The sequence below is a fragment of the Ornithinimicrobium murale genome (assembly GCF_003352835.1).
In the GTDB taxonomy this organism is placed as follows: domain Bacteria; phylum Actinomycetota; class Actinomycetes; order Actinomycetales; family Dermatophilaceae; genus Ornithinicoccus; species Ornithinicoccus muralis.
In genome coordinates, this window is record NZ_QLVD01000025.1 from 1 (window position 1) to 26,566 (window position 26,566).

24 protein-coding genes and 1 pseudogene are annotated in these 26,566 nt (G+C 71.0%); 3 read left to right on the plus strand and 22 right to left on the minus strand.

The genetic code is table 11. From position 1 onward, the window contains the following. From DPQ65_RS12205 to pyrR, 16 genes and pseudogenes are all read right to left on the minus strand, one after another. Positions 1-894: pseudogene (locus DPQ65_RS12205) on the minus strand (ABC transporter family substrate-binding protein); the annotation flags it as partial. 241 nt (positions 895-1,135) lie between these two features. After that, positions 1,136-3,304 (minus strand): primosomal protein N' family DNA-binding protein, encoded by a 2,169-nt coding sequence (locus tag DPQ65_RS12210; protein ID WP_114907636.1) that lies wholly within the window; start codon positions 3,302-3,304, stop codon positions 1,136-1,138. A gap of 11 nt (positions 3,305-3,315) precedes the next feature. Then, the gene (metK, locus tag DPQ65_RS12215; RefSeq protein ID WP_114907637.1) at positions 3,316-4,530 is read right to left on the minus strand and encodes a methionine adenosyltransferase; all 1,215 of its coding nucleotides are present in this window, start codon (positions 4,528-4,530) and stop codon (positions 3,316-3,318) included. Between the two features lie 75 nt (positions 4,531-4,605). After that, entirely contained in the window at positions 4,606-5,901 is a 1,296-nt protein-coding gene (gene coaBC, locus DPQ65_RS12220; RefSeq protein ID WP_114907638.1) for a bifunctional phosphopantothenoylcysteine decarboxylase/phosphopantothenate--cysteine ligase CoaBC, read from the minus strand. Positions 5,902-6,001: 100 nt separating this feature from the next. Continuing rightward, entirely contained in the window at positions 6,002-6,265 is a 264-nt protein-coding gene (gene rpoZ, locus DPQ65_RS12225) for a DNA-directed RNA polymerase subunit omega (RefSeq protein WP_114907639.1), read from the minus strand. Continuing rightward, on the minus strand, positions 6,262-6,954 hold the full coding sequence (gene gmk, locus DPQ65_RS12230) for a guanylate kinase (RefSeq protein ID WP_114907640.1): 693 nt from the start codon (positions 6,952-6,954) through the stop codon (positions 6,262-6,264). The genes rpoZ and gmk overlap by 4 nt, the downstream gene beginning before the upstream one ends. Positions 6,955-6,961: 7 nt before the next feature. After that, entirely contained in the window at positions 6,962-7,279 is a 318-nt protein-coding gene (gene mihF / locus DPQ65_RS12235; RefSeq protein ID WP_114907641.1) for an integration host factor, actinobacterial type, read from the minus strand. Positions 7,280-7,543: 264 nt separating this feature from the next. Further along, complete coding sequence (pyrF, locus tag DPQ65_RS12240; protein ID WP_272947651.1) at positions 7,544-8,392, minus strand: orotidine-5'-phosphate decarboxylase; 849 nt, start codon at positions 8,390-8,392, stop codon at positions 7,544-7,546. After that, positions 8,382-9,290, minus strand: a complete 909-nt coding sequence (locus DPQ65_RS12245; protein ID WP_114907642.1) for a beta/alpha barrel domain-containing protein — start codon at positions 9,288-9,290, stop codon at positions 8,382-8,384. The genes pyrF and DPQ65_RS12245 overlap by 11 nt, the downstream gene beginning before the upstream one ends. Further along, entirely contained in the window at positions 9,287-9,739 is a 453-nt protein-coding gene (locus tag DPQ65_RS12250) for an iron-sulfur cluster-binding protein (protein WP_162802195.1), read from the minus strand. The genes DPQ65_RS12245 and DPQ65_RS12250 overlap by 4 nt, the downstream gene beginning before the upstream one ends. Continuing rightward, positions 9,696-10,082 carry a ferredoxin reductase domain-containing protein gene (locus DPQ65_RS12255; protein ID WP_114907644.1) on the minus strand — a complete coding sequence of 129 codons (387 nt, stop codon included), beginning with the start codon at positions 10,080-10,082 and terminating at the stop codon, positions 9,696-9,698. The genes DPQ65_RS12250 and DPQ65_RS12255 overlap by 44 nt, the downstream gene beginning before the upstream one ends. Next, positions 10,079-13,486: a carbamoyl-phosphate synthase large subunit gene (carB, locus tag DPQ65_RS12260; protein WP_114907645.1), complete on the minus strand. Its 3,408-nt coding sequence runs from the start codon at positions 13,484-13,486 to the stop codon at positions 10,079-10,081. The genes DPQ65_RS12255 and carB overlap by 4 nt, the downstream gene beginning before the upstream one ends. Beyond that, positions 13,479-14,663, minus strand: a complete 1,185-nt coding sequence (gene carA / locus DPQ65_RS12265) for a glutamine-hydrolyzing carbamoyl-phosphate synthase small subunit (protein ID WP_114907646.1) — start codon at positions 14,661-14,663, stop codon at positions 13,479-13,481. The genes carB and carA overlap by 8 nt, the downstream gene beginning before the upstream one ends. Further along, positions 14,660-16,006 (minus strand): dihydroorotase, encoded by a 1,347-nt coding sequence (locus DPQ65_RS12270; RefSeq protein ID WP_114907647.1) that lies wholly within the window; start codon positions 16,004-16,006, stop codon positions 14,660-14,662. The genes carA and DPQ65_RS12270 overlap by 4 nt, the downstream gene beginning before the upstream one ends. After that, positions 16,003-16,947 carry an aspartate carbamoyltransferase catalytic subunit gene (locus DPQ65_RS12275; protein ID WP_114907648.1) on the minus strand — a complete coding sequence of 315 codons (945 nt, stop codon included), beginning with the start codon at positions 16,945-16,947 and terminating at the stop codon, positions 16,003-16,005. Before DPQ65_RS12275 ends, DPQ65_RS12270 begins: the two co-directional genes overlap by 4 nt. Beyond that, positions 16,944-17,543: a bifunctional pyr operon transcriptional regulator/uracil phosphoribosyltransferase PyrR gene (gene pyrR, locus DPQ65_RS12280; RefSeq protein WP_114907649.1), complete on the minus strand. Its 600-nt coding sequence runs from the start codon at positions 17,541-17,543 to the stop codon at positions 16,944-16,946. The genes DPQ65_RS12275 and pyrR overlap by 4 nt, the downstream gene beginning before the upstream one ends. 494 nt (positions 17,544-18,037) lie before the next feature. On the opposite strand from pyrR, the gene DPQ65_RS12285 reads away from it, so the two are divergent. After that, positions 18,038-19,078: a type IV toxin-antitoxin system AbiEi family antitoxin domain-containing protein gene (locus tag DPQ65_RS12285; RefSeq protein WP_420330094.1), complete on the plus strand. Its 1,041-nt coding sequence runs from the start codon at positions 18,038-18,040 to the stop codon at positions 19,076-19,078. A 151-nt stretch (positions 19,079-19,229) separates the two neighbouring features. Here DPQ65_RS12285 and nusB read toward each other — a convergent pair whose 3' ends face one another. From nusB to DPQ65_RS12300, 3 genes are all read right to left on the minus strand, one after another. Continuing rightward, on the minus strand, positions 19,230-19,643 hold the full coding sequence (gene nusB / locus DPQ65_RS12290; RefSeq protein ID WP_114907651.1) for a transcription antitermination factor NusB: 414 nt from the start codon (positions 19,641-19,643) through the stop codon (positions 19,230-19,232). Between the two features lie 4 nt (positions 19,644-19,647). Beyond that, positions 19,648-20,211, minus strand: coding sequence for an elongation factor P (gene efp, locus DPQ65_RS12295; protein ID WP_114907652.1), 564 nt, complete (start codon positions 20,209-20,211; stop codon positions 19,648-19,650). Between the two features lie 130 nt (positions 20,212-20,341). Then, positions 20,342-20,788: a type II 3-dehydroquinate dehydratase gene (locus DPQ65_RS12300; RefSeq protein WP_114907653.1), complete on the minus strand. Its 447-nt coding sequence runs from the start codon at positions 20,786-20,788 to the stop codon at positions 20,342-20,344. A 30-nt stretch (positions 20,789-20,818) separates the two neighbouring features. Between DPQ65_RS12300 and DPQ65_RS12305 the strand changes: the two genes are divergently transcribed. Then, a complete protein-coding gene (locus DPQ65_RS12305; protein WP_114907663.1) occupies positions 20,819-22,384 on the plus strand; it encodes an FMN-binding glutamate synthase family protein in 1,566 nt (521 codons plus the stop codon). Positions 22,385-22,391: 7 nt separating this feature from the next. Next, entirely contained in the window at positions 22,392-23,636 is a 1,245-nt protein-coding gene (locus DPQ65_RS12310; RefSeq protein ID WP_114907654.1) for a phosphotransferase, read from the plus strand. Positions 23,637-23,639: 3 nt separating this feature from the next. Here the strand turns inward: DPQ65_RS12310 and aroB are convergent, their stop codons facing one another. From aroB to aroC, 3 genes are read right to left on the minus strand one after another with little or no spacing between them, the layout of a single operon-like run. Continuing rightward, positions 23,640-24,746 carry a 3-dehydroquinate synthase gene (gene aroB / locus DPQ65_RS12315; protein ID WP_238146831.1) on the minus strand — a complete coding sequence of 369 codons (1,107 nt, stop codon included), beginning with the start codon at positions 24,744-24,746 and terminating at the stop codon, positions 23,640-23,642. Further along, positions 24,743-25,258 (minus strand): shikimate kinase, encoded by a 516-nt coding sequence (locus DPQ65_RS12320; RefSeq protein WP_114907655.1) that lies wholly within the window; start codon positions 25,256-25,258, stop codon positions 24,743-24,745. The genes aroB and DPQ65_RS12320 overlap by 4 nt, the downstream gene beginning before the upstream one ends. Further along, positions 25,255-26,547 (minus strand): chorismate synthase, encoded by a 1,293-nt coding sequence (aroC, locus tag DPQ65_RS12325; RefSeq protein ID WP_114907656.1) that lies wholly within the window; start codon positions 26,545-26,547, stop codon positions 25,255-25,257. Before aroC ends, DPQ65_RS12320 begins: the two co-directional genes overlap by 4 nt. Positions 26,548-26,566: the final 19 nt, after the last annotated feature.

A 26,566-nucleotide genomic window follows, 5' to 3' on the forward strand; every position in this document is an offset into this window, starting at 1 on the left:
GCTGTACGGGCCGCTGGACAGCGCGATCGAGGGGTCCGGCAGCGTCTTCTCCGGCGACAGCCACCCGGTGTTCCAGAACTCCGCGGCCGGCGCGATCGCGTCGACGTCACCCTCCTCGATGGCGGTGACGAGCTCCTCGGAGGTCATCCCGCTCTGCTCGGCAGCAACGTGCGCCGGCAGCGCACCGCCGACCATCAGCTCATAGTCCGGGTAGGGCTCGGGGTAGGTCAGCGTGAACGTCTTACCGTCCAGCTCACCCTCCGGACCATCAGGCACATAGATGCCCCAGTCGCTGGCGACCGAGTTGAACGCCGGCACGTAGTCCTCGGCGGCCGGGTCATCCGCGGCCGGGGGCTCACCATAGATCGACGGCGGGTTGTTGGAGGCCCAGTCGAACAGGAAGTCGTTGTACGTGATCGGCGTGCCGTCCTCCCAGACAGCCTCATCCGAGATCGTGTACTCAACCGTCAGCGGGTCCTCGCTGGTGACCTCATAGGAACCGAAGTCGGTGTCCGGGTAGATCGTGCCATCGGTGCCGTAGTACCAGAAGCTGGAACCCAGACGGCTGGAGACCACCGCGTTGTAGACCGAGTTGGTCTCCGTGGTGTTGGCGTTCAGCCCGGCCCACTCGTCGGCGCCGACCGAGAAGTAGATGTTGTCCTGCGTGGTGGTGATGTCGCCCAGGTCGGGCTTGGCACTGTCACCAGAGGCCGCCTCGCCGTCCTCCTCGCCATCAGAGGTCGCCTCGCTGTCGTCCTCCCCAGGGGCAGCGGAGTCGTCCTCGTCGTCCGAGTCGGTCTCCTCTGCTGCGGTGTCGTCAGTCGTCGGGTCTTCGTCATCGGTGCCGGACGTGCAAGCGGACAGCACCAGGGCTCCCGCGGCCACAATCGCCATGGTTGTGCGCCTGATCTTCAATGTTCCTCCTATTGAGCGGACACTGCCACAGGCAGGTGCCCGGCCCCCATGGCCGGCACCCGACAGACCTGCAACGCGCCGGGGGTGTGCGTGAGCCAAGGTATGCACTCACTCGCGTCAATACCAACACAAGTCGCCGCAAGGTGACCCGATCGTTATCGAGTTGATACGCAACGCTGCGGGGGCCGTGTGAACCATGGGCGTGGGTGTGCTGGTCGAGCTAGAGGTCCAGGTCCTGGACGTCCAGTCGGACCTCGAGGTCCCCGGCCTCCTTGCGCAGGCTCCTGGCCGCACGCAGCGCCTGCAGCAGGCGCGGCAGAGCGACCCCATCGGATGCCGCCCGGGTGGCGGTCCGGACCACCAGTCGTGCGCGGTCCTCGTCCGCTCGGCCGCCGGTGAGGGTGAGGGGCCCGAGCACCTCGACACCGGCGGATCCGGCCTCCTCACGCAGCCCGTCTGCGGCTCGGACCACAGCCGCCGAGTCGCCGGTGAGAACCGCCGTGCGCCGCACCGGAGGAAGTCCCAACTCAGCCCGGTCCTCGAGCTCCCGGGTGGCCAGCCACACCGGGTCCCAGCGCACCAGAGCCTCGACGGGCCGCTGACCCGCATGCGGCGGGACCCCAGCGAGCACCACGGGCGCCCCGGGTCGGGTCAGGGCGGCCGCGGCCATCCAGCGGCGGAGGGCCTCGACACCGGCGTCCAGGCCCCCGCGGTCGAGCACCGCCCAGCCGTCCAGCAGCAACGTCGCCGCATAACCACCCTCGGCCACCGGCTCGGCACCGGGAGTGGCCACGACCACGCTGGAGTGGTCGGGCACCGTCGGGACGACTCGCCCTGCCCGGGACACCACGACCTGGGAGCCGGGAAAGGCTCGACCGACCTCCTCGGCCGTCCGTTCCTCCCCCACGACGCGGGAACGACGCCTGGTGCCGCCGCACTCCCGACACGGATGACCATCATCAGGCTGCCCGCACCACCCACACTGAGACGCGTTCCCAGCCGCAGGCACCCGCAACGGCCCCGAGCAGTTGGCGCACCGCAACGGCGTGCGGCACTCCTCACAGCTCAGGCTCACCAGATAGCCGCGGCGGGGCACCTGCACCAGCACCGGGCCGGACTGCAAGCCGTCCTTGACCGCACGCCAGGCGACGCTGGGCAGTCGGGCCGAGGCCGCGGCCGCGTCCCTCGCCCCCTGGTGTCCCTCCCCCGCCACCGTGACCCTGGGGACGGTGGCGGCCAGGACCGGCGGTGCCGGGCGCAGGTCGGGCAGGTCCCCCCGCTGGATCCAGTGCTGGATCTCGGGCGTGCGACCGTAGCCGCCGACGAGCAGGCCGGCTCCCGCCAGGCCCGCACGTCGTCGCAGCACCTCGCGCACGTGCGGGTAGGGCGCCCGCGGCTCCTGCAGGTTGTCGTCACCGTCATCCCACCAGGCCACCAGGCCCAGGTGGTGCACGGGCGCGAAGGCCGCCGACCGTGAGCCGATCACGACCCGAACCTGATCCCGGAGCACGCGGAGCCAGGCGGTGTAGCGCTGCTCCGGCCCGAGGTCCGCATGCAGCCGGACATAGCTCTCCGGACCCACCACCGTGTCCAGCGCCGCCGCCACGCGGTCGATGTCGCGGTGGTCGGGCAGCACGATGATGCTGCCGCGGCCTGCTCCGTGCACCGCCCCCACTGCCGCGGCCAGGGTGTGCGGCCACCCATCGGCGGCACCGGCGTCCGGCGCTGCCGTCCACGCCGCCCGCGGGGCCTGTCCCGCAGCGAGCCGGCGCAGCAGGGCGGGACCGGCCGGGTAGGCCCGCCACCCCGTCGACTCCCCCCGCTCATCACTGTCCCGCCCACTGCTCCCACGATCGGCAGGGCCCGGATCGCTAGTACCCGGATCGACAGGGCCCGGATCGACAGCGCCCGCGCCGGCGGGGGCGACGGGGCCGACCCCCATCGGCAGCGACTTCTCCGCCCTGGCATGGCGGGGCGGAATGGCCAGGCGCACCACGTCGGCCATCGTCCCGGCGTAGTGGTCGGCCAGTTCCCGGCACAGGATGGCGATCTCGGGTGTCAGGACGACCTCCTCGGACACGACTTTGAGGAGCGGGGCGAGACGGCCGACGTGGTCCGCCTCCGCCTTGCGCGCGAGGAGATAGCCGTCGACGACCCTCCCGGCGAACCGGACGCGCACCCGCACCCCCGCTCTGGCGACCTCACTGAGGGCTGGCGGCACGGCATACTCAAAGGGTCGGTCCAGGTGCGCCAGGTGGCTGTCCACCACCACCTCGGCCACCGGGTCGGTCACAGCCACCGCATCGTCGGGGACCTGCGCGCGGGAGGCCCGGGGCGGTGGCACGGACAAGCCGGCCAGCGTCGGCTGGTCAGCGCTGTCGTCGACCATCGGGCGGCTGCTCAGACGGCGGCCCGGAGGTCCTCGATCCGGTTGGTCGCCTCCCAGGTGAAGGGACGCTCGAGCCCGGCAGCCTCCGTCCGGCCGAAGTGACCGTAGGCTGCCGTGGCCTGGTAGATGGGACGCAGCAGGTCCAGCTCCTCGACGATCGCGGCGGGACGCAGGTCAAAGACCTTCGTGATCGCGTCCTGGATGCGCTCGACCGGCTGGGTCTCGGTGCCGAAGGTCTCGACATACAGCCCCACCGGGGTGGCGGTGCCGATGGCATAGGCCACCTGGATCTCGCACCGGCCCGCGAGCCCGGCGGCCACGACATTCTTGGCGACCCACCGCAGGGCGTAGGCCGCCGAGCGGTCCACCTTCGACGGGTCCTTGCCGGAGAAGGCGCCGCCCCCGTGCCGGGCCATCCCGCCGTAGGTGTCGACGATGATCTTGCGCCCGGTCAGCCCGGCGTCGCCCATCGGCCCGCCGATGACGAACTTGCCGGTCGGGTTGATCAGGAGCCGGTGGTTGTCGGTGTCCAGCTGCAGCCCGTTGTCCCGGGCCCGCTCCAGCACCGGCTCGATCACCCGGGCACGGATGTCCGGCTCCAGCTGGTCACGCAGCTCGATGCCCTCGGCGTGCTGCGTGGACAGCACGATCGTGTCCAGGCGCACCGCACGGTCGCCGTCGTACTCGATGGTGACCTGGGTCTTGCCGTCCGGCCGCAGGTAGTCCAGCTCGCCGGTCTTGCGGACGGCGGTGAGCTCCTCGGCCAGGCGGTGCGCCAGCCAGATCGGAACCGGCATGAGCTCCGGGGTGTCGTTGCAGGCATAGCCGAACATCAGCCCCTGGTCGCCGGCACCCAACAGGTCGTACTGGTCGGCCGAGTCGTTCTCGCGCTGCTCGTAGGCCGAGTCCACCCCTTGAGCGATGTCCACCGACTGCCCGCCGATGGAGACCTCGACCCCACAGGTGCGCCCGTCGAAACCCTTGTGCGAGTTGTCATAGCCGATGGCCAGGATCGTCTCGCGCACGATGGTCGGGATATCGGCATAGCCCGACGTGCGCACCTCGCCGGCCACGTGGACCAGCCCGGTCGTCACCATCGTCTCGACCGCCACGCGGGAGGCGCTGTCCTGGCGCAGCAACTCGTCCAGGATGCCGTCGCTGATCTGGTCACAGATCTTGTCGGGGTGACCCTCGGTGACGGACTCGGAGGTAAAAAGACGTGGCACGGACAGGCTCCTGAGCTCGACGGCGGCTGCTGGCTGGATCTCGGTGCCGGGATGACGGCCCGGCGGTGCTGCAGTCTATCCGTCGGCAGGGACAGCAGAACGGAGGTGCAGCAGGTCCGCCACCTCGTCCCAGACCGCACCCGCGACGAGGTTCTTGCTGGCCGGACCCACGGTGCGTGCCGCGTCGGTGTCGGGGCGCAGCAGGTGCACCAGGGTGTCGTCCTTGCCGAAGGTCACGTCCCGGCCGACCTCGTTGGCCACCAACAGGTCGCAGCCCTTGCGCGTCAGCTTGTCCCGGGCGTGGGAGAGCACGTCACCCGACTCGTCACCCGTCTCTGCGGCGAACCCGACGATGAGCGGGACCTGGTCCGCGCCGCGATCAGCGACGAGACCGGCGAGGATGTCGGGGTTGCGCACCAGCTCGATCGTCGGCGCGGAGTCCTCCTGGCCCGGAGCGTGGGACTTCTTGATTTTGGCGTCGAGGTAGTCGCGGGGACGGAAGTCGGCCACCGCGGCGGCCATCACGATCACCTCGGCGGCGTCGGCACGGGCCGCGAGGACCGCCTCCTGCAGCTCCAGCGCCGTCTCGACCTCGACCACGTCGACACCGGGGGGCACCGGCAGGTCGGAGTTGGCAGAGACCAGGGTGACGCGGGCACCCCGCGAGGCAGCCACCTGGGCGAGGGCATAGCCCTGCTTGCCCGAGGACCGGTTGCCCAGGAAACGCACGGGGTCCAGTGGCTCGCGGGTCCCTCCGGCGCTCACCACGACGTGACGCCCCCGGAGCGCCTGGGCACCGTGCTCGGCCGGCGTCCCCCCGTCGTATGCCGTGTGCTGGCCCTCCGCGTCCGGCACCAGGGCCAGCGCCGCGGCGAAGATCTCCTCGGGGTCCGGGAGCCGCCCGGGACCCGTGTCGGCCCCCGTGAGCCGGCCGGCGGCCGGGTCGAGGACGCTGACCCCGCGCTCGCGCAGCAGCGCGACGTTGGCGGTGGTCGCCGGGTGGGACCACATCTCGGTGTGCATGGCCGGGGCCAGGAGGACCGGGCAGCGGGCGGTCAGCAGGGTGTTGGTCAGTAGGTCGTCGGCCTGGCCGTGGGCGGCCCGGGCCAGGAGGTCCGCGGTGGCAGGTGCGACAACGACGAGGTCGGCCTCCTGCCCCAGCCGCACGTGCGGCACCTCGTGCACCGCCGACCACACGTCCGTGGCCACCGGGCGGCCAGACAGGGCGGCCCAGGTCGGCTCCCCGACGAAGCGGAGTGCGGCGTCGGTGGGCACCACGGTCACCGCGTGACCCGCCTCGGTGAACAGGCGCAGCAGCAGGGCTGCCTTGTAGGCCGCGATGCCACCGCTGACGCCCAGCACGACTCTCATCCGGATCAGTCTCCCTGCTGCAGGTATCGGCGGCGGTCAGCGCAAGCTACCAGGCCGCTGGGACAGCCCGCCGTGCCGACCTGCCGTCCCAGCCCGCCCCTCAGCCCTCGGGGCTGGTCGTGTGCAGCTTTCCCTGGTTGATCTCGTGCAGCGCGGTCGACAGCGGCTTGTCGGTCATCTCCGACTCGACGAGCGGCCCGACGTACTCCAGCAGGCCCTCGGACAGCTGTGAGTAGTAGGCGTTGATCTGGCGTGCACGCTTGGCGGCGTAGATCACCAGCGCGTACTTGGAGTCCGCGCGCTGCAGCAGGTCGTCGATGGGCGGGTTGGTGATGCCGTCGGGGTGGGCGATTGTCCCAATCACGTCAGGTGTGTCCTCGTCGTCTCGGTGCGCAGCCCGGGCTCGTCGACCTCGACCGGATGGGTCGCGTCGACGCCGGTGCTGCGGGGGTCAAACATCAATGATACGAGTTCCTCGCCCGCACGTGAAACGTCGTCGTTCACGATCTGGGCGTCGAACTCGGAAGCAGCCGCCAGTTCGGTGCGCGCGGTCTGCAGTCTGGTCTGCTGTTCGGCCTCGGTCTCGGTGCCCCGGCCGATCAGCCGGTCCACCAGATCCTCCCAGGAGGGTGGCGTCAGGAAGACGAAGAAGGCATCGCGCATGGCCTCGCGCACCTGCCGCGCCCCCGCCAGGTCGATCTCCAGCAGCGCAGGACTGCCCTGGCTCAGGGCGCGTTCCACCGGACCGCGCGGCGTGCCGTACTTGGCGCGACCGTGGACCACGGCCCACTCCAGGAACTCGCCCGCCTCGCGCAACCGCTCGAACTCCTGGTCATCGACGAAGTGATAGTGCACCCCGTCGACCTCTCCGGGCCGCGGCTCGCGAGTGGTCATCGAGACCGACAACCAGACGGAGGGGTGGTGTCGGCGCACATAGGCGGCGACGGTCCCCTTCCCGACCGCGGTCGGGCCGGCCAGGACGACGAGACGTGGGCGGCTACTCGGGCGCTCCCCGTCCGGCGGGTGCCCCGCACCCTCCGGGGCGCTGGTCAAGGGGTGATCAGCCCTGGTCGAAGTAGGCAAGCAGGTCGCGGGTCTGGTTGGCGCCCAGACCCCGCACGCGCCGGCTCTCAGAGATCCCCACCGTCTCCATGATCTGACGGGCGCGGACCCGCCCCACGCCCGGCATCGACTCCAGGAGCGCCGACACCTTCATCTTGCCCACGATGTCGCTCTCCTTGCCCTCGGCCAGGACGTCGGACAGAGACCCCTGAGCGTTCTTCAGCCGGTTCTTGACCGCGGCGCGCTCACGACGCGCGACGGCTGCCTTGGCGAGTGCGTCGGCTCGCTGCTCAGGTGTCAGCTGGGGTAGTGCCACGGTTGCTCCTTCTTTGGTCTTCGACAGTGTCATACAACTAGATCCAACAACTGGTCATTCACTTGGTCTTGTCCCACAGGTCCTGCCCGACTGCTCGGTCACACTCCAGCAGGCCTGCAACTGCTCGGTCACGCTGCCGACCGCGCTGCGCTGCGCCATCCTGCCCCGTCTCCGGTGCGCACCCAGCCGGCGGGTCGCCAGCGGGTGTGCGTGGTGCCCTCCCCACCGAACCTAGCGGCATGGGAACAGCCTGCCAACCTCGGGTCAGCTCCACAAGCTCGGCACCAGCTCGGCAGTCAACCTAGCGGCTGCCGACCGGATCCGCTCTGGGGACGGACCGACGGAGAGGATACCCCGACTGACGGGCACCAGCACGCGTCGCTCCAGCCCGGCAAAGGTCCGGACCAGGTCCTCGGGCCCGGCCCCCTGGGCGCCCACGCCGGGCGCGAGCACCACGGCACCGGAGGCGGCCAGGTCGATCCCCAGACGCTGTGGTGTCTCCCCAACCGTCGCACCCACCACCAGCCCCACGTCTCCGACCGGGTCGACACCGGCGTTGAGCCGGGCCACCTCGGTGACCACGGCCCGGGCCACCGACGGCTCCCCCGCGTGCTGCAGGGGCGCGGCCTCGGGGTTGGAGGTCAGGGCCAGGACGAAGAGCCCGCGGCCCGTGGCGTGAGCCAGCTCGACGGCCGGGGCGAGGGCCCCGGTCCCGAGGTAGGGAGTGACCGTGATCGCGTCTGCGGCCAGGGGCGCGCCGTCCTCCAGGTAGGCCTGTGCGTAGGCCCGCATGGTGGACCCGATGTCACCGCGCTTGACGTCCAGCACGCTCAGCGTGCTGGTGCTGCGCAGCTCGGCCAGCAGTCGCTCCAGCACGGCGATGCCGGCCGAGCCGTGCCGCTCGAAGAACGCGGACTGTGGTTTGACCGCGGCGACCTCGCCCCCGACGGCCTGCAGAACCGTGTCGGTGAAGCGTGCCACCCCGTCGGCGGTGTCCGGCAGGCCCCACTGCGCGAGCAGCTCGGGGTGCGGGTCGATGCCGACGCAGAGCGGTCCGCGGGCCTCCATGGCGGCCACCAGGCGGGCGCCGAAGCGTGGTGTGTCACTGGGCACGGTGAGCTCCTTGCTCGTCGGGACGGGTGGTGGGGGTCACCGGGTCAGCAGCGGCTAGCGCCTCGTGCACCCGCCAGAGGGCCTCCGGGTCTGTGAGTATGCCGCAACCCACCTGGACGCCGTCCGCTCCGGCACGGCGGGCGGCCAGCGAGGTCGGCCCGTCGTGGACTCCACCCACGGCCGCCAGGGGCACCGGAGGCACTCGGCCTGCCGCCATGGCGGTCCGGAGGGCGGTGACGAGGCCGAGGGTGACCGGCCCGATGGCCGGTCCGACCAGGTGCTGCTGGGGGCCCACGGCGGGCACGGCACCGCTGAGCACCAGGGCACGGGCGCCGCCACCGACCGCGGCCCGGGCGGTCGCCACCGGGTCAGGGCACTCACCGCCCAGCTTGGCCTGCAGCAGGAGGTCACGCGGCAGCTGCTCCCGAGCGACGGACAGGAGCTTGAGGCAGGCCTGCGGGTCCGCCGACCACGGCTCGGCCGGGCCGGAGCCCAGCAGCCCACCGATCGCCGGTCGGGTCTCCTCCCGGGCTGCCGCCAGGTCGATCTCCACGCCAACCACGCAGCCGAAGTCGAGGGATCGCCGCAAGCGCTGCAAGGTGTCACTGACCGCCCCGGTCGTGCTCCCCCGGACGGCACAGATGACGCGCAGGCCACGCGCCCGGAACCAGGGCAACAGGTCCTCGGTGACGCGGTCCACCGGCAGGACCGGCGCAGGCCGGTGCACGAGCCCCGAGGGACTGGCACTCAGGCTCGCGCGCGGTGCTGCGCCGCCCGGGAGCCCGACCGGTCCCAGCAGCACCGCGTCCAGGGTCGCGAGGTCGCCGAAGCGGGCCAGCTCACGCCCCGTGCCGCCGCAGCCGGCCGCCGCGGTGACGAGCGGGAGGCGAAACGTCACCCGGCTCGCCCCCAGTCCACCAGGTCCCCGCGCAGGACCGGGCCGTCGGAGCACGCCCGGACCCAGGACTCGCGCCGCCCTGCCAGGGGCAGGTCACAGGCACCGCACAGCCCGTGCCCGCACACCGCGGCCGTGTCGTCCAGTGGGAGACCGGACACCTGGCTCACCGCCCCGACCTGGCCGGCGACCTGCGCGACGGTGGCCGACAGCGAGACCGGACCCACGGCATACAGCACCGCCGCGGTCGTGGACTGGGCCAGCCCGGTCAGGGCGTCCGGCACTCCCGGTGGCTCCACCAGCACCACACCGTCGGCGCTGCGCCGGGCGCGCACCAGGTCGACATGCTGCTCGGGGTCGCGAGCGACCGACAGCAGGTGCGCCGAGCAGCCGACGGCGCGGAGCCGCTCACAGAGCCAGCGCGCGGTAGCGGCCGCGGCTCCCTCGGTCACCACGACGGCCGTGACCGCTGTCGTGGGCAGCCCCGAAGCCCCGGCCGAGCGGTCCGGTGAGATCGATCCGGTCCCCGGCCTGCGGCAGCGCCGCAGAGTGCGGGTCGCCCTCCGGCAGGACCACGTCGATCGTGCTGCCGAACCCGGCCTCGGTGCGTTCCCCCGCGATCCACCACGCTCGGGGCAGCACTCGATCGGTCGTGTCCGGCGGCGCCAGCACGAACTGACCGGGCCGCGCCGGCGTCGCCAGAGGGGGCAGCACGATCGACAGCTGGCGATAACTGCCGAGCGGCCGGTTGGCGACCACCTCCCCGGCCCGGCGACGCAGCTGCGGAGCGGTCATGCCTGCGGCGCCGCCACCGGTGGCTGGCCGAACAGGTCGAGATGGGCGGCGTGCTCCTGGAGCGAGGCCACCGCCATCGGACCGGCGCCGGCAGCCTCGATGCCCAGCACTGCCGCGCCCAGCTGCTGGACCGTGGTGATGATCGGTCGGTCGAGCCCGGTGGTGGCCGCGCGGATGGCATAGCCGTCGGCCCGGGCGCCCTGTCCCGACGGGGTGTTGATGACCATGTCGATCTCCCCTCCGGCGATCATGTCCACGATCGTCGGCTCCCCGTCAGGCCCCGGCCCCTGGCTGTGCTTGCGCACGACCGTGGCGGGGATCCCGTTGCGGCGCAGCACATCAGCCGTGCCCGCTGTCGCCACGACCGTGAACCCGAGGTCCGTGAGTCGCTTGACCGGGAAGATCATCGAGCGCTTGTCCCGGTTGGACACTGACACGAAGATGGTGCCGGACTGGGGCAGGGCCGAGCCCGCGCGAAGCTGGCTCTTGGCGAAGGCCGTGCCGTAGTCGTCGGCGATCCCCATCACCTCTCCGGTGGAGCGCATCTCCGGACCGAGGATGGAGTCGACGGCCTGCCCGGTCTGGGTGCGGAACCGCCGGAAGGGCAGGATCGCCTCCTTGACCGAGACCGGCGCGTGGTCGGGCAGCGCTCCGCCGTCCCGGTGCGGAGGCAGTGTGCCGTCCTCTCGCAGCTCCGCGATGGTGGATCCCAACATGACCAGGGCCGCAGCGCGGGCGAGCTGGACCCCGGTGGCCTTGGCGACGAAGGGCACGGTGCGGCTGGCCCGCGGGTTGGCTTCCAGCACATAGAGCACGTCCTGGGCCAGGGCGAACTGCACGTTGAGCAGACCGCGCACCCCGATCGCCTCAGCGAGCTTGTGGGTGGCCTCCCGGACCCGGGTCATCTCCTCGCGACCGAGGGTCACCGGCGGCAGCACGCACGCGGAGTCCCCGGAGTGGATCCCCGCCTCCTCGATGTGCTCCATGATGCCGCCCAGATACAGGTCCCGCCCGTCATAGAGAGCATCGACATCGATCTCGATGGCCTCGTCCAGGAACCGGTCGACCAGCACCGGGTGCTCCGGCGCGGCCGTCGTGGCCCGGCTGACATAGGTCGTCAGGGACGCGTCGTCATAGACGATCTCCATGCCTCGGCCGCCGAGCACGTAGGAGGGCCGGACCAGCACCGGGTAGCCGATCTCGCGGGCCACCTCCAGTGCCTCGGTCGCGGAGTAGGCGGTCCCGTGCCGCGGCGCGATCAGGCCGGTCTCCTGCAGCACCCGGCCGAAGGCCCCGCGGTCCTCGGCGAGGTCGATCGCCTCCGGTGAGGTGCCGACGATCGGCACGCCCTCGGCCTTGAGCGCGGCCGCGAGGCCCAGCGGGGTCTGACCGCCCAGCTGCACGATCACACCGGCCACCGGACCGGCCTCGCGCTCGGCGTGCACCACCTCCAGGACGTCCTCCAGGGTCAGCGGCTCGAAGTACAGCCGGCTGGACGTGTCGTAGTCGGTCGAGACCGTCTCCGGGTTGCAGTTGACCATGACGGTGTCGAAACCCCGCTCGCGCAGCACCAGCGAGGCGTGCACGCAGGAGTAGTCGAACTCGATGCCCTGCCCGATCCGGTTGGGGCCCGACCCGAGGATGATCACCGCCGGGTTGTCCCGGGGCGACACCTCGGTCTCCGCGTCATAACTGCTGTAGTGGTAGGGCGTGGTGGCCACGAACTCACCGGCGCAGGTGTCCACCGTCTTGTAGACCGGGCGCACCCCCAGCGCCTGTCGCACGCCGCGGACCACGGCCTCCGGCTGGCCGACGATCTCGGCGATCTGGGCGTCGGAGAAGCCGTGCCGCTTGGCCCGGCGCAGCAACTGAGGTGTGGCGCGGCCCATCGGACCCGCTCCCGACTCGGCCAGCTCCTCGGCGATCTGGTTGATCAGGGCGATCTGGTCCAGGAACCAGGGGTCGATGCCGGTGGCCTCGTGGGCCTCCTCCACGCTGACGCCGCCGCGGAGTGCCTGCTGCACCAGGACGAGCCGACCGTCCGTGGGGGTCGACGCCTCGGTGATCAGGGCCCGGGCCATCTCCTGCGTTGGTGCCTCGTCGGCCCGCCAGTGGAAGGAGGACCCCTTGTGCTCCACCGAGCGCAGCGCCTTCTGCAGCGCCTCGGAGAAGTTGCGACCGATGGACATCGCCTCACCCACCGACTTCATCGTGGTGGTCAGGGTGGGGTCGGCCGCAGGGAACTTCTCGAAGGCAAACCGTGGCACCTTCACGACCACGTAGTCCAGAGCCGGCTCGAAGGCGGCCGAGTAGAACCGCGCGGCGGGATCCGCCTCCCGAGTGGCTTGCGAGCCACTCTCGGCAGGACCGGACACGCCGACCGACGTGATGTCGTTGGGCACCTCGTCCAGGGTGTAGCCCAGCGCCATCCGGGCGGCGATCTTGGCGATCGGGAACCCGGTGGCCTTGGAGGCCAGGGCCGAGGAACGCGAGACCCGCGGGTTCATCTCGATGACGATGATCCGCCCGTCCTGCGGGTTGACCGCGAACTGGATGTTGCAGCCACCGGTGTCCACGCCGACCTCGCGGATGACGGCGATGCCGATGTCGCGGAGCCGCTGATACTCCCGGTCGGTCAGGGTCATCGCGGGCGCGACGGTGATGGAGTCACCGGTGTGCACGCCCATCGGGTCCAGGTTCTCGATCGAGCAGACGACCACGACGTTGTCGGCATGGTCGCGCATCACCTCCAGCTCATACTCCTTCCAGCCGATGATGGACTCCTCCAGGAGCACCTCGGTGGTCGGGCTGTCCTGCAGGCCGGCCCCGGCGATCTGGCGCAGCGACTCCTCGTCGTAGGCGAAGCCGGACCCCAGCCCGCCCATCGTGAACGAGGGCCGCACGACCATCGGGTAGCCGAGCTCCTCCGCAGCCGCCAGGCACTCCTGCATGCTGTGGGCGATGATCGAGCGCGCGCTCTCGGCGCCACACCGCTCGACGACCCCCTTGAAGGCCTGCCGGTCCTCGCCGAGCTGGATCGCCTCCACGTTCGCGCCGATCAGCGGGCAGCTGTAGCGCTCCAGCACGCCCGACTCGTGCAGTGCGATAGCCGTGTTGAGGGCCGTCTGCCCGCCCAGCGTCGCCAGCACCGCGTCCGGACGCTCCTTGGCGATGATGGTCTCCACGATCTCCGGTGTGATCGGCTCGACGTAGGTGGCGTCGGCCACGTCCGGGTCGGTCATGATCGTGGCCGGGTTGGAGTTGACCAGGATGACGCGCACGCCCTCCTCGCGCAGGACGCGGCAGGCCTGGGTGCCGGAGTAGTCGAACTCGGCCGCCTGCCCGATGACGATCGGGCCGGACCCGATCACCAGGACACTCTTGATGGACTCGTTCCTAGGCATCCTGGTCTCCCTTCCCCTCGGTGCCGGCATCTCGCGGCGGGTCATGTGGCGCCTGCGTCATGGTCTCCACGAACCGGTCGAACAGATAGCTCGCGTCGTGCGGACCTGCGGCCGCCTCCGGGTGGTACTGCACCGAGAAGGCAGGGATGTCGGTGCAGGTCAGTCCCTCCACCACGTTGTCGTTGAGGGCCACGTGCGAGACCCGGGCCTGGCCGTATGCCGTGTCGACGGGCTGGGTGGTGTCCCCGCCGGGCCAGGCGATGGCAAAGCCGTGGTTGTGCGTGGTCACCTCGACCTTGCCGGTCGCCCGGTCCAGCACCGGCTGGTTCAGGCCGCGGTGCCCGAACGGCAGCTTGTAGGTGTCCAGGCCCAGGGCCCGCCCGAGCAGCTGGTTGCCGAAGCAGATGCCGAAGAACGGGATCCGGGCGTCCAGGACCTGCCGCAGCAGGTCGATCTCCCCGTCGGCGGTCGCCGGGTCGCCGGGGCCGTTGGAGAAGAAGACGCCGTCGGGGGCGAGCTCACGCACCCGGTCAAAGCTGGTGGCAGCCGGCAGGACGTGCACGCGGATGCCACGCTCGGCCATGAGGGCAGGGGTGGTTCCCTTGATGCCCAGGTCAAGTGCCGCGACGGTGAGCCGGTGCTCGCCCACCGGCTCCACGACATACTCCTGCTGGGTCGTGACCTCCCCGGCCAGGGCCGAGCCTGCCATCTGCGGAGCAGCGTGGACCCGGGCCAGCAGCGACTGGACGGACTCCAGCGCCACCTGCCCGGAGAAGATGCCGGCCCGCATGGCCCCGCGGTCCCGGATGTGCCGGGTCAGCGCCCGGGTGTCCACGCCGGAGATCCCGACCACGCCGTGCTCGGCCAACGCGGTCTGCAGGTCACCCTGCGAGCGCCAGTTGGACGGACGGATCGCCGGGTCCCGGACCACCAGGCCGGCGACCCAGATGCGCCGGCTCTCCATGTCCTGGGTGTTGACGCCGGTGTTGCCGATGTGCGGCGCCGTCATCACCACGACCTGGCGGTGATAGCTGGGGTCGGTGAAGGTCTCCTGGTAGCCGGTCATGCCGGTCGAGAAGACCGCCTCGCCGACGGTCTCCCCGACCGCACCGTAGGACTCTCCCTCAAAGACGCGACCGTCCTCCAGCACCAGCACCGCCGGTGACGGGGCGCTCACGCCTCTGCACCCCACACGAGGCCCTCACGGGCGGTGACGCGGCCTCGCAGCATCGTCAGGTGCACCCCGCCGGTGAGCTCGCGGCCGTGCCACGGGTTGTTGCGCGAGAGCGACCTGGAGTTGGCCGCGTCCACGACGACCGTGCGGTCGGGGTCGATGAGGGTGATGTTGGCGGGGGCGCCCACGGTGAGTCCTTGTCCCTGGTGAGTGAGTTGTGCGATCTGTGCTGGTGCGGTCGACATGGTGCGAGCCACGTCGGCCCAGGTCATGCGCCCCTCGGTGACCATGACGGTGCTGACGACCGACAGTGCGGTCTCCAGCCCGAGCATGCCGAAGGCGGCGTCGACGAAGGCGTGTTCCTTGTCCTGGCGCACGTGCGGGGCGTGGTCGGTGGCCACGATGTCAATCGTGCCGTCGGCCAGTGCCTCCCGGAGTGCCTCGACGTCCTCCTGCGGGCGCAGCGGCGGGTTGACCTTGTACACCGGGTCGTAGCCGCCGAGCAGGTCCGTGGTCAGCAGCAGGTGGTGTGGCGTCACCTCGGCCGTGACGTCGATGCCCTGGGCCTTGGCCCAGCGCAGCACCTCGACACTGCCGGCGGTGGAGACATGCGCGACATGGACCCGGGATCCGGTGTGCCGGGCCAGCATGACGTCGCGAGCCACGATCGACTCCTCGGCGACACCGGGCCAGCCGGGCAGGCCGAGGCGACCGGAGAGTTCACCCTCGTGGCAGCAGGCGGTGGCCCCGGCCAGCGTCGGGTCCTGGGAGTGCTGGGAGATCACGCCGTTGAAGGACCTGATGTACTCCAGCGCCCGGCGCATCACACGGGCGTCGTGGACGCACTTGCCGTCGTCGGAGAAGACCCGCACCCGGGCCCGGGAGCGGGCCATCAGGCCGAGCTCGGCGAGTTCCTCGCCGGCCAGCCCCTTGGTGACGGCCCCGACCGGGTGCACGTCGACATAGCCGGCGCGCTGGCCCAGGTCCCAGATCCGCTCAGCGCTCTCCGCGGTGTCGGTGACCGGGGTGGTGTTGGCCATCGCGAGCACAGCGGTGTAACCGCCTGCGGCCGCGGCCTGCGACCCCGTCTCGATGGTCTCGGCGTCCTCGCGGCCCGGCTCCCGCAGATGGGTGTGCAGGTCGACCAGACCGGGCAGCGCGATCAGGCCCTCGCCGTGGTAGCGCTGCGTGCGCTCGGGAGCCTCGGTGGCGGCGTCGGTGCCGACCGCCGCGATCCGGCCGTCGACGATCAGCAGGTCGCCGGCACCGGCACCGGCGAGGTCGGCCCCGGTGATGAGCAACGGGGAGGTGTTCGTGGGACGGGCATCGTGCTGACTGGCGCTCATGCGGCGCTCCCTTCGCTGGTCCGGTCCCCGGAGAGCAGGTGATAGAGGATCGACATCCGGACGGCCACGCCGGCCGAGACCTGGTCCAGGACCAGCGACTGCGCTGCGTCAGCCGCGTCCCCCGAGATCTCCAGGCCGCGGTTCATCGGCCCGGGGTGACAGATCACCGCGTGGTCCGGGAGGAGGCTCAGGCGAGGCTTGGTGAGGCCGTACGTGACGGCATACTCCCTGGCGGTGGGGAAGAACCCGCCGGACATCCGCTCCCGCTGGACCCGCAGCATCATGACCGCGTCCACGGTCGGCAGGACGGCATCCAGGTCGTGCGAGAGCTCGATGCCGTCGGCCCGGGACCAGTCTGCGATCCCGGCGGGCATCAGGGTGGCGGGTGCGACCAGGGTGACCTTCGCACCGAGGGTCGTCAGGCACAGCACGTTGGAGCGGAAGACCCGCGAGTGGGTGAGGTCGCCGACCAGGGCGATGTGCTTGCCCTCGAGGTCGCCGAGCCGCTGGCGCATCGTGTAGGCGTCGAGCAGGGCCTGGCTGGGGTGCTCGTGGGTGCCGTCGCCGGCGTTGACGATGGAGCAGTTGGTCCACTGAGCGATCTGGGCCGGGGCACCGGAGGCCATGTGGCGGATAACCATCATGTCCACCCCCATGGCATCGATGGTCTGCACCGTGTCACGGAGCGACTCGCCCTTGGAGACCGAGGTGCCCTTGCCGGTGAGGTTGATGGTGTCCGCGGACAGCCACTTGCCGGCCAGCTCGAAGGAGCTGCGGGTGCGGGTGGAGTCCTCGAAGAAGAAGTTGATGATGGTGCGCCCGCGCAGCGTCGGGAGCTTCTTGACGTCGCGGTGCTGCACCTCGTGCATGCTCACCGCGGTGTCCAGGATCTCGTTGATCTCGTCGCGGGACAGGTCGGCGATGGAGAGCAGGTGCTTCATGCGCGCTCCTCCGCCGTGGCCGGTCCGGAGATGACGACCTGGTCGGTGCCATCGGTGTCGGACAGTCGCACCGAGACGCGCTCGGCATGGGCGGTCGGGAGGTTCTTTCCGACGTAGTCGGCGCGGACCGGCAGCTCCCGGTGCCCCCGGTCGACCAGCACGGCCAGCCGGACGGCACGCGGGCGGCCCAGGTCGGCGAGGCTGTCGAGGGCGGCACGGACGGTGCGGCCGGAGTAGAGCACGTCGTCCACGAGGACCACGACCTTGCCGTCGACCCCGCCCTCGGGCACCTGGCTGCGTTCCATCGGGCGCGTGGGCTGGCTGCGGAGGTCGTCCCGATACATCGTGATGTCAAGGGTCCCGACCGGGATCTCGACGCCCTCGACGTCGTGAAGGGCGTCGGACAGTCGCCGGGCCAGCGGCACGCCACGGGTCGGGATCCCCATCAGGACGAGGTCCTCAGACCCCTTGTTGCCCTCGAGGATCTCGTGGGCGATCCGGCGCAGCGCGCGGGAGATCTCGGCCTGGGCCAGCACCACCCGTCCGCCGGTCTCATCGGTTGACCCCTCAGGGTCGCGGTCGCGGGCAGGGCTCATAGCCCACTCCTTCCCCGCCTCACAGGACGGTGGTTAAAGGACGTCGTTGTAACTGGTGTGGTGGCGCCCACTGTACGCGCACCACCCCCCGATCGAGCGCACAGGGGCTCGCGTTTTCCCCCGACCGAGCGCACCGGGGCTCGCGTTTTCCCCCGACCGAGCGCACGGTCGCCCGAGGATCCGCGCCACCGGGCGCACCGTCGCCCGAGGATCCGCGCCACCGGGCGCACCGTCGCCCGGGGATCCGCGCCACCGGGCGCACCGGGACGCCACAGCCCCGACCGGGGCCACCAGCTCGCGCTGAACGGCTGGGTCTGCAGCCTCAGCCGTCCTGACCTCATTCGGACGCCGACGGTGGGACGTGTGCCTGCCTACTTCCCCCCATGCAGGCTGTATGCAGAGTGCCCGGGTCTGCCTCCCGACTCGCCTCGTCGTGAGGAACAGGGTGTGGATAACTTCGGCGCTCCAGGGTGGATCTCCTCCACCCTGTCGGAATGCACCTGCCTCCTGAGTTGCGGTCCCTGGGCACGGTCTTTAACAGGACGTCCGCCCTCTCAACTGGCGTGTCCGCATACGCCGTCGACCGATCTGTGGCGATGGGCGCGCTGGACCGTGTCGGGCGTGGTGTCTATCGAGTCCCCGCCACCCTGGTGGACGGGAAGCCGTGGGAGGTGCTGCGGGCAGAACACCTGCTGCGGTGCCGGGAGGCCCAAGGCCTTCACCCTGGCCATGTCATCAGCCACCAGAGCGCTGCGGTTCTGCACGGCCTCCAGCTCCGGCTGCATCCAGCCATGAACGTGCATCTCACCTCGGTGGAACGCGCAGCGTGCTCCCGGCGCAAGCCTGGCATCGAGCTGCACCATGCCGACTCGGTCACCAACGACACCGTGGTGCTGGACGGCCTGCGCACCACCACGCTGGCCCGCACGGTGGCCGATGTGCTCCGCACCTCTCGACCACCCAACTCTGTGGCTCTCCTCGACGCTGCTGTGCGGGAGGGGAAGGTCAGCACGAACGATGTCCGGGCAGTGCTGGACACCCAGGTGCGCTGGCGCGGTCGGCCGCGGGCACGGTCGGCCCTGGAGTTCCATGATCCGAGGCGGGAGTCGTGGCTGGAGTCCTTCTCGTTCGTAGCTCTCCATAAGCTCGGCATCCCGCTGGCTGAGCCACAGGTGGAAGTCCTCGACGAGGGATTCCACTTCGTTGCTCGGATCGACGGCCTACTGGCTGGAGTCTTCCTGGAGGCTGACGGCGCGTCCAAGTACTACCTGCTGACCGAGGAGCTGGGCCTGACTCCCGAAGAGTCTGTCGCCCGAGTCCTCGCCCTGCAGGAGGAGCGCCATGAGCGGCTCGTCGCGCTGGGTCTGGTGGGCGTTCGATGGACGACCAGCGAGATTCAGCAACAGCCCGAGCGTGTGGTGCAACGGATCTGGAACGCGGTGAACACGTCCGACCCCCGGGAGTTCCGAGGATGGTTGCGCATCGGCGGCCGCATCTTCCGACCTCGGCCGCTCCCCCACCGAGAAACAGGCTGAAGCCTCCCGCGGACCGGCAGACAACCCAGGCGACCACGCGCTCAGTCACGCCACAACCCAGGCGACCACGCGCTCAGTCACGCCACAACCCAGGCGACCACGCGCTCAGTCACGCCACAACCCAGGCGACCACGCGCTCGGTCGGGGGAGGTCAGGCCAGGGTGGCTTTGACGTCGGAGACGCGAGCGAGCAGGCCGTTGACGAACTTCGGGGACTCGTCGGTGGACATGCCGGTGACCAGCTCGACGGCCTCGGAGATCGCGACCGGGTCGGGGACCTCGTCGTTCCAGACGATCTCCCAGGTCCCGACGCGCAGGGCGGCCCGGTCGACGGCCGGCATGCGGTCCAGCGGCCAGCCCTGGCTGTAGGCCTCCAGGACCTCGTTGATCGCGCTCCACCGGGCCAGGACGCCCTCGACGAGCGTCACGGTGTACTCGGGCAGCGGGTGCTGGGTGGTGGGGGCGGCGACCCGGTCAGCCAACAGCTGCCCGACATTGAGCTCCCTGGCCTCGGCCTCGAACAGCAGCTCGAGGGCGCGTTTGCGAGCCTTGGTGCGTGCGGCCACCGAGTCAGTCGTTCACGCGGCCGAGGTAGGACCCGTCGCGGGTGTCCACCTTGACCTTGGTGCCGGTCTCCAGGAACAACGGCACCTGGATCTCCGCGCCGGTCTCCAGCGTCGCCGGCTTGGTGCCGCCGGTGGAGCGGTCACCCTGCAGGCCCGGGTCGGTGTGGGTGATCTCCATGACGACGCTCGGCGGCAGCTCGACGTACAGGACGCTGCCCTCGTGCTGGGCGATCATCGCCTGACCGTTCTCCAGCAGGAAGTCCTTGGCGTTGCCCATGATCTCGGGAGAGACCGGGATCTGCTCATAGGTCTTGCTGTCCATGAAGATGTAGTCGGTGCCGTCGTTGTAGAGGTACTCCATGTCGGAGCGGTCCACAGTGGCCGTCTCGACCTTGGTGCCGGCGTTGAAGGTCTTGTCGATGATCTTGCCGGAGGTGACGTTCTTCAGCTTGGTGCGGACGAAGGCCGGTCCCTTGCCGGGCTTGACGTGCTGGAACTCCAGCACCTGCCAGAGCCCCTGGTCCATCGACAGGACCATGCCGTTCTTCAGGTCGTTCGTGGTTGCCACAGGCGTCTCTTTCGTATGTCGTGTGCCGCCCCGGCGCACGGGTCCGCCCAGGAGGGGCACCAGTAGGGGGCTCGGGATCGTCGGTCAGTTTAACGGGTGGGGCCCGGTGGGCGGTAATGCCGCGGTGACCTCAGCGGTCCTGCGCCGCAAGGGCACGCAGCGCCAGCAGGTAGGAACCGGCGCCGAAGCCGGCGATGGTTCCGGTGGCCGAGCGGGCGACCACGGACGTGTGGCGGAAGGCCTCCCGGGAGGCAGGGTTGGACAGGTGCACCTCGATCAGCCGGGACCCCGTGCCGGTGAGGTGGGCGCACGCGTCCCCCACCGCATACGAGTAGTGCGTGAAGGCGGCGGGGTTCAGGACCACGTCCCACCCGGCCGCCGCCGCCTCGTGCAACCACCCCACCAGCTGCGCCTCGTCGTCGGTCTGTCGGCAGGAGACCTCCAGCCCGAGGGAGGCGGCCTCGTCGGCCACCTGCGCCTCGATGGCGGCGAGGGTGAGCGTGCCGTAGATCTCCGGCTCGCGGCTGCCCAGGGCAGCCAGGTTGGGACCGCTGAGGACGAGGACGTGGTGGGACACACCGACATCGTATGCGGCAGAGTGTCGGCCATGAGTTGGAGCAAGACCCTCGGAATCGGCGCGGCCGGCCTGGCCGCCGTCGCCACCCACGACGTCCTACAGCGCAAGCACGCCATCCTGCGCACCTTCCCGGTGCTCGGGCACTTCCGTTACGTCCTGGAGAAGATCGGCCCCGAGCTGCGCCAGTACATTGTCACGGACAACGACGAGGAGCGCCCGTTCAGCCGGGACCAGCGCCGGTTCATCTATGCCAGCTCCAAGCTGGAGAACCCCTACTTCGGGTTCGGGACGGACAACGACGTCGAGCACGCCGAGGGCTACGCGGTGCTGAAGCACCGCACCTTCGCCGACGTCTCCCCCAGCACCCTGGCCCACTCCGGCGAGCATGATGTCCTGCCGTGCGCCAAGGTGCTGGGCGCGGCCCGCGGCCGTCGCCGAGCGTTCCGTCCCCAGTCGGTGATCAACGTCTCGGCCATGAGCTTCGGCTCGCTGTCCGCGCCCGCCGTCGAGGCGCTCAACCGCGGCTGCGCCGAGGCGGGGGTGCTGCACAACACCGGTGAGGGTGGCATCTCCCAGCACCACCGGCAGGGAGGTGAGCTGATCTTCCAGATCGGGACGGCCTACTTCGGCTGCCGCGACGAGGAGGGTGCCTTCGACCTGGAGAAGCTGAAGACCCTGGTCGCCTCCGCCCCGGTCCGCGCGATCGAGGTCAAGCTCAGCCAGGGCGCCAAGCCGGGACTGGGCGGCATGCTCCCCCAGGCCAAGATCACCGATGAGATCGCCGAGATCCGGGGCATCAGCAAGGAGCGCGACTGCGCCAGCCCGTCGCGGCACGCGGAGTTCGGGAACGTTGACGAGATGCTCGACTGGGTCGAGCTGATCGCGACCGAGACCGGTCTGCCGGTCGGGATCAAGGCGGCCGTGGGTGGCCTGGAGTTCTGGGAGGACCTGGCCGACCAGATGGCCACGTCCGGCCGTGGCGTGGACTTCATCACCGTTGATGGCGGCGAGGGCGGCACGGGCGCGGCACCACTGTCCTTCGCGGACGCGGTCGCGCTCCCGTTCCGCCTGGGCTTCCCGCGGGTCTACCGGATCTTCGCCGAGCGGGGGCTGACCGATCAGGTGGTCTTCATCGGTGCCGGCAAGTTGGGGCTGCCCGACAACGCCGCGGTGGCGTTCGCGCTCGGGGCCGACATGGTCAGCGTGGCCCGTGAGTCGATGATCTCCATCGGCTGCATCCAGGCCCAGCGGTGTCACGACGACCACTGCCCGACCGGGGTGGCCACCCAGAACCCGTGGCTGACCCGAGGGATCGACGTGCCGCTCAAGGCCAGCCGGGCGGCGAACTACCTGCGAGCGTGGCGCCGGGAGATGTTGAAGCTGTCCGAGGCCTGCGGCGTGGTGCACCCGGCCCTGCTGGACTCCGACGACATCGAGATCCTGCTCGGCAACCGCAGTGCGACACCGCTGCGGGAGGTGGCCGGATATCAGCCGGGGTGGGGCGTGCCGAGCCAGGAGCAGCGGGACGCCCTCGCGGTGCTCATGGCACCTGCCTCGCGCGGTGGCAGCGCCCGCAGGTCGCGAACGGCCCGCTGAGACGCCGATGCCTCCGCTCACCGATCGACAGTGGACGTCATCGCTGAGCGACGAGGACCTGCCCGTCCTCTCGGCCCTGCTCACCGACCAGGTCGCCGGCCCCCTGGCCGCGGTCGTCGCGGACTCCGGTGGCACCGTGACCGCGGTCGCGCTCAACAAGGTGACCTGGTGGCCTGGCCGCAGTGCCACGGTCTCCTGGGACACCGTGGTCGAGGGAGGTTCGCTCGCCGGTCGGTCCACTTTTGTGGCGACCACTCGGTCGGCACCGCCGGGGGCCGTGACCGTCGGTGAGGGCACGGAGACCGTCGCGGTGTGGCGCGTGCCCCACGACCCGTTCCTCCCCGCTCTGGCGCGGGTGCTGCAGCCCGATCGCGCGGCCTCCGTGCTGGCTGAGCTGGGCAGCGAGCTCACCGACCCGGGCACCCGCTTGCGGGCCTACCGTCCCGGTCGCCGAGCGGTCGTCGAGGTGGCGGGCCAGGACGCGCCGCTCTTCCTCAAACTGGTCCGGCCCCGCCGGCTGGAGGCGCTGCACCGGCGCCACCTGAGCCTCCCCGGCACCCTGCCAGTGCCCGAGTCCCTGGGGATCAACCGTGACCTCGGTCTGTTGGCGATGCGTCGTATGCCGGGGCGCACCCTGCGCGCTCTCCTCGAGGACCCCGCCGGTCGCCTGCCGCACCCCGAGGTCGTCGCCGGACTGCCTGGGACGCTTCCGGTGACCACCGGGATGACTGACGTGGGCTCCTCGATCGAGGCACTTCCCCGGGTGGCCGGGCTGCTGCGGCGCCTGCTCCCGAGGGAGACCGACCGGATCCATCGGCTCGAGGAGGCCATCGGCACCGACGACGTCACGGACCGGGTGCCGGCCCACGGCGACTACCACGAGGCACAGCTCCTGGCGGTGGACGGCCGGGTCAGCGGCATCCTGGACATCGACACCCTCGGCTCAGGCCGCCCGGCGGACGACCCGGGCACCATGCTGGGACATCTCGCCGTCTGGCACACGATGTCCGGCCGACCGGACCGGGTCGCGGCCTATGCCACGGCACTGCAGCGCCGGTGGGAGGCCGCGCTGGATCCGCGCGACCTGCGACTCCGTGCGGCGGCGCGCATCATCGGACTGGCGGTTGGCCCCTTCCGGGTGCAGCAACCAGGCTGGCCGGTGGAGACGTCCCGGCGACTGAGGCTGGCCGAGCACTGGGTGCGGTCCGCTCGGTCCCTCGCCGCCCTGCCCTGGACCACCGGCGACCGGTGATCCTCAGGAGGTGGTCGTCCCCACCGCCCGGAAGGCCTCGAGGAGCACCTGCTCATCGGGGCCCTCGAGTCGCTGCGGGGAGCCGACGTCGGAGAGCACGATGAATCGCAGCACCGCTCCCCTGGCCTTCTTGTCCCGTGCCATGGCCTCACGCAGGGCCGTCCAGTCGCTGCCGGCATAGCTGGTCGGCAGGCCGACCGAGCCCAGGACCGCGCGGTGCCGGTCCAGCACGGCCGGGCTCAGGACCCCGGAGCGGACCGCGAGCTCTGCGGCGAAGACCATGCCGACGGCAACCGCGTCACCGTGGCGCCAGCGGTAGTCCTCGACCTGTTCGATCGCGTGGGCGAAGGTGTGGCCGTAGTTGAGGATCTCCCGGATGCCGGCCTCGGTCAGGTCGTGCTCCACGACGTCCGCCTTGACCTGGACGGCGCGGGCGATCAGCTCACCGACCACCGGAGCGCCGGCGTCGCACGCGGCAGCGGGGTCGGCCTCCACGAGGTCCAGGATCACCGGGTCGACGATGAAGCCGCACTTGATCACCTCGGCCAGACCGGACACCAGGTCAGGGCGGGCCATCGTCTGCAGCCAGGCCGGGTCGCAGAGGACGGCACGCGGCTCGTGAAAGGCACCGACCAGGTTCTTGCCCTCGGCCGTGTTGATGCCCGTCTTGCCCCCGACGGCCGCGTCAACGACCCCGAGCAGGGAGGTCGGCAGCTGCACGACGTCCACCCCCCGCAACCAGCTCGCGGCCACGAAGCCAGCGAGGTCGGTGACCGCACCACCGCCAACGCCCACCACCAGGTCATTGCGGGTGAATCCGCCCTGTCCCAGCGCAGCCCAGGCACCTGCCAGCACCCTCACGTCCTTGGCCGCCTCCGCGTCCGGCACCTCGTGCGTGTGGGCCTCCCCGCCCGCGACCCGCACCCGGTCGCACAGCGCGGCGACCAGCTCGGTGCGGCCCGGCTGGTGGATGACCATCACCCGTCGTCCGTCGGCGAGGTGTTCGTCCAGTCGGTGCAGTGCACCGGCCCCGATGTGGACCTCATAACGGCCACCGACCGAGATGCTGCGTATGCCGTGGCTCGCCCCGGCCGCGCCCGCGCCGGTCACGAGTGGTCCAGTGCGGCCAGGACGGCCGCCACGACCTCATCCGGGGTGCGGCCCGCGGTGTCGACACGGGCGGTGCTGACCGCCTCGTAGACCGGACGGCGGGCCTGCATCAGCCGGGTCCAGGAGGCTCGCGGGTTCACCGCCAGCAACGGGCGGGCCCCGCCGAAGCCGACACGCTGGGATGCGTCGGCGATCCCGACATCGAGGAAGATCACGGTGTGTCCCGAGAGTCCTTCCTGCACCTCGGTGTCGAGCACGGCGCCACCGCCCAGGGCCAGGACTCCCCCGCCCTCCCGCAGCGCACGGAGCACGGTCTCGCGCTCCATCAGCCGGAACGCGGCCTCGCCGTCATCGACGAAGATGTCCGAGATGGACCGGCCCTGCGCCTGCTCAATGAGGGCGTCGGTGTCCCGGAAGGTGGTCTGCAGGTGGGAGGCGAGCAGGGCACCGACGGTTGATTTGCCGGCGCCGGGCGGGCCGACCAGCACCGCTAGCGGGGCCTGGCCAGTCACCTGCTGCCCCCGGCCTCGTCGCCGGTCAGTCCGTCGGTGCCAGAGGTCGTGCCGCCCATCAGCCGGGGGATCGAGCCGAGGTAGGACCGGACGTTGCGCTGCACCTCGGTGACCGAGTCGCCGCCGAACTTCTCCAGCACGGCGTCGGCGAGCACGAGGGCGACCATCGCCTCGGCCACCACTCCCGCCGCGGGGACCGCGCACACGTCGGACCGCTGGTGGATGGCCGTCGCCGGCTCTCCGGTGGCCACGTCGATGGTCTGGAGTGCGCGCGGCACGGTGCTGATCGGCTTCATGGCCGCACGGACCCGCAGCACCTCGCCGGTGCTCATGCCGCCCTCGGTGCCGCCCGAGCGCAGGGTCTGCCGCTGGACGGCACCACTGCTGTCGCGGACGATCTCGTCATGGGCCAGGCTCCCGCGACGTGCGGCCGTGCGGAAACCCTCTCCGAGCTCGACGCCCTTGATCGCCTGGATGCCCATGAGGGCACCGGCCAGGCGGGCGTCCAGCCTCCGGTCCCAGTGGGTATAGGAACCCAGGCCCGGCGGCACGCCCCACGCCAGGACCTCGACCACGCCCCCGAGGGTGTCGCCATCCTTCTTGGCCGCGTCGATCTCGGCCACCATCGCGGTGGACAGGGCCGCATCGAGCGTCCTGACCGGGTCGTCATCGATTGCCGCGACGTCCTCGGGGCGTGGCAGGCTGGCGGGCTCGGGAGCATCGATGTCTCCGGGCACCTGCGGCACCGCCCCGATCGCGACAGTGTGGCTCACCAGGCGGATCCCGACGGCCTGCTCGAGGAAGGCGGCGGCCACCGCTCCGAGCGCCACGCGGGCGGCGGTCTCTCGAGCGCTCGCGCGCTCCAGGACCGGGCGCGCCTCGTCGAAGCCATACTTCTGCATCCCCACGAGGTCGGCATGACCGGGTCGCGGCCGGGTGAGTGCCTTGTTGCGGGCAATCTCCTGCGGCGCCCCGACATCACTGGCCCGTTCGAGCTCGCTGCGGTCCACCGGCTCGGGGTTCATCACCGCCGTCCACTTGGCCCACTCCGAGTTGGCGATCTGCAGAGCGACCGGGCTGCCGAGGGTCAGCCCGTGCCGCATACCGCCCTGGAAGGAGAGCTGGTCGGCCTCGAACGACATCCGGGCGCCGCGGCCATAGCCGAGCCGGCGGCGTGCGAGCGCTCCCTCGACGGCAGCTCGCTCGACCCGCACTCCGGCGGGGAGTCCCTCAAGCAGTGCGGTGAGCGCGGGACCGTGCGACTCACCGGCAGTCAACCAGCGCAGCATGGGTCGCATCTTGTCACGC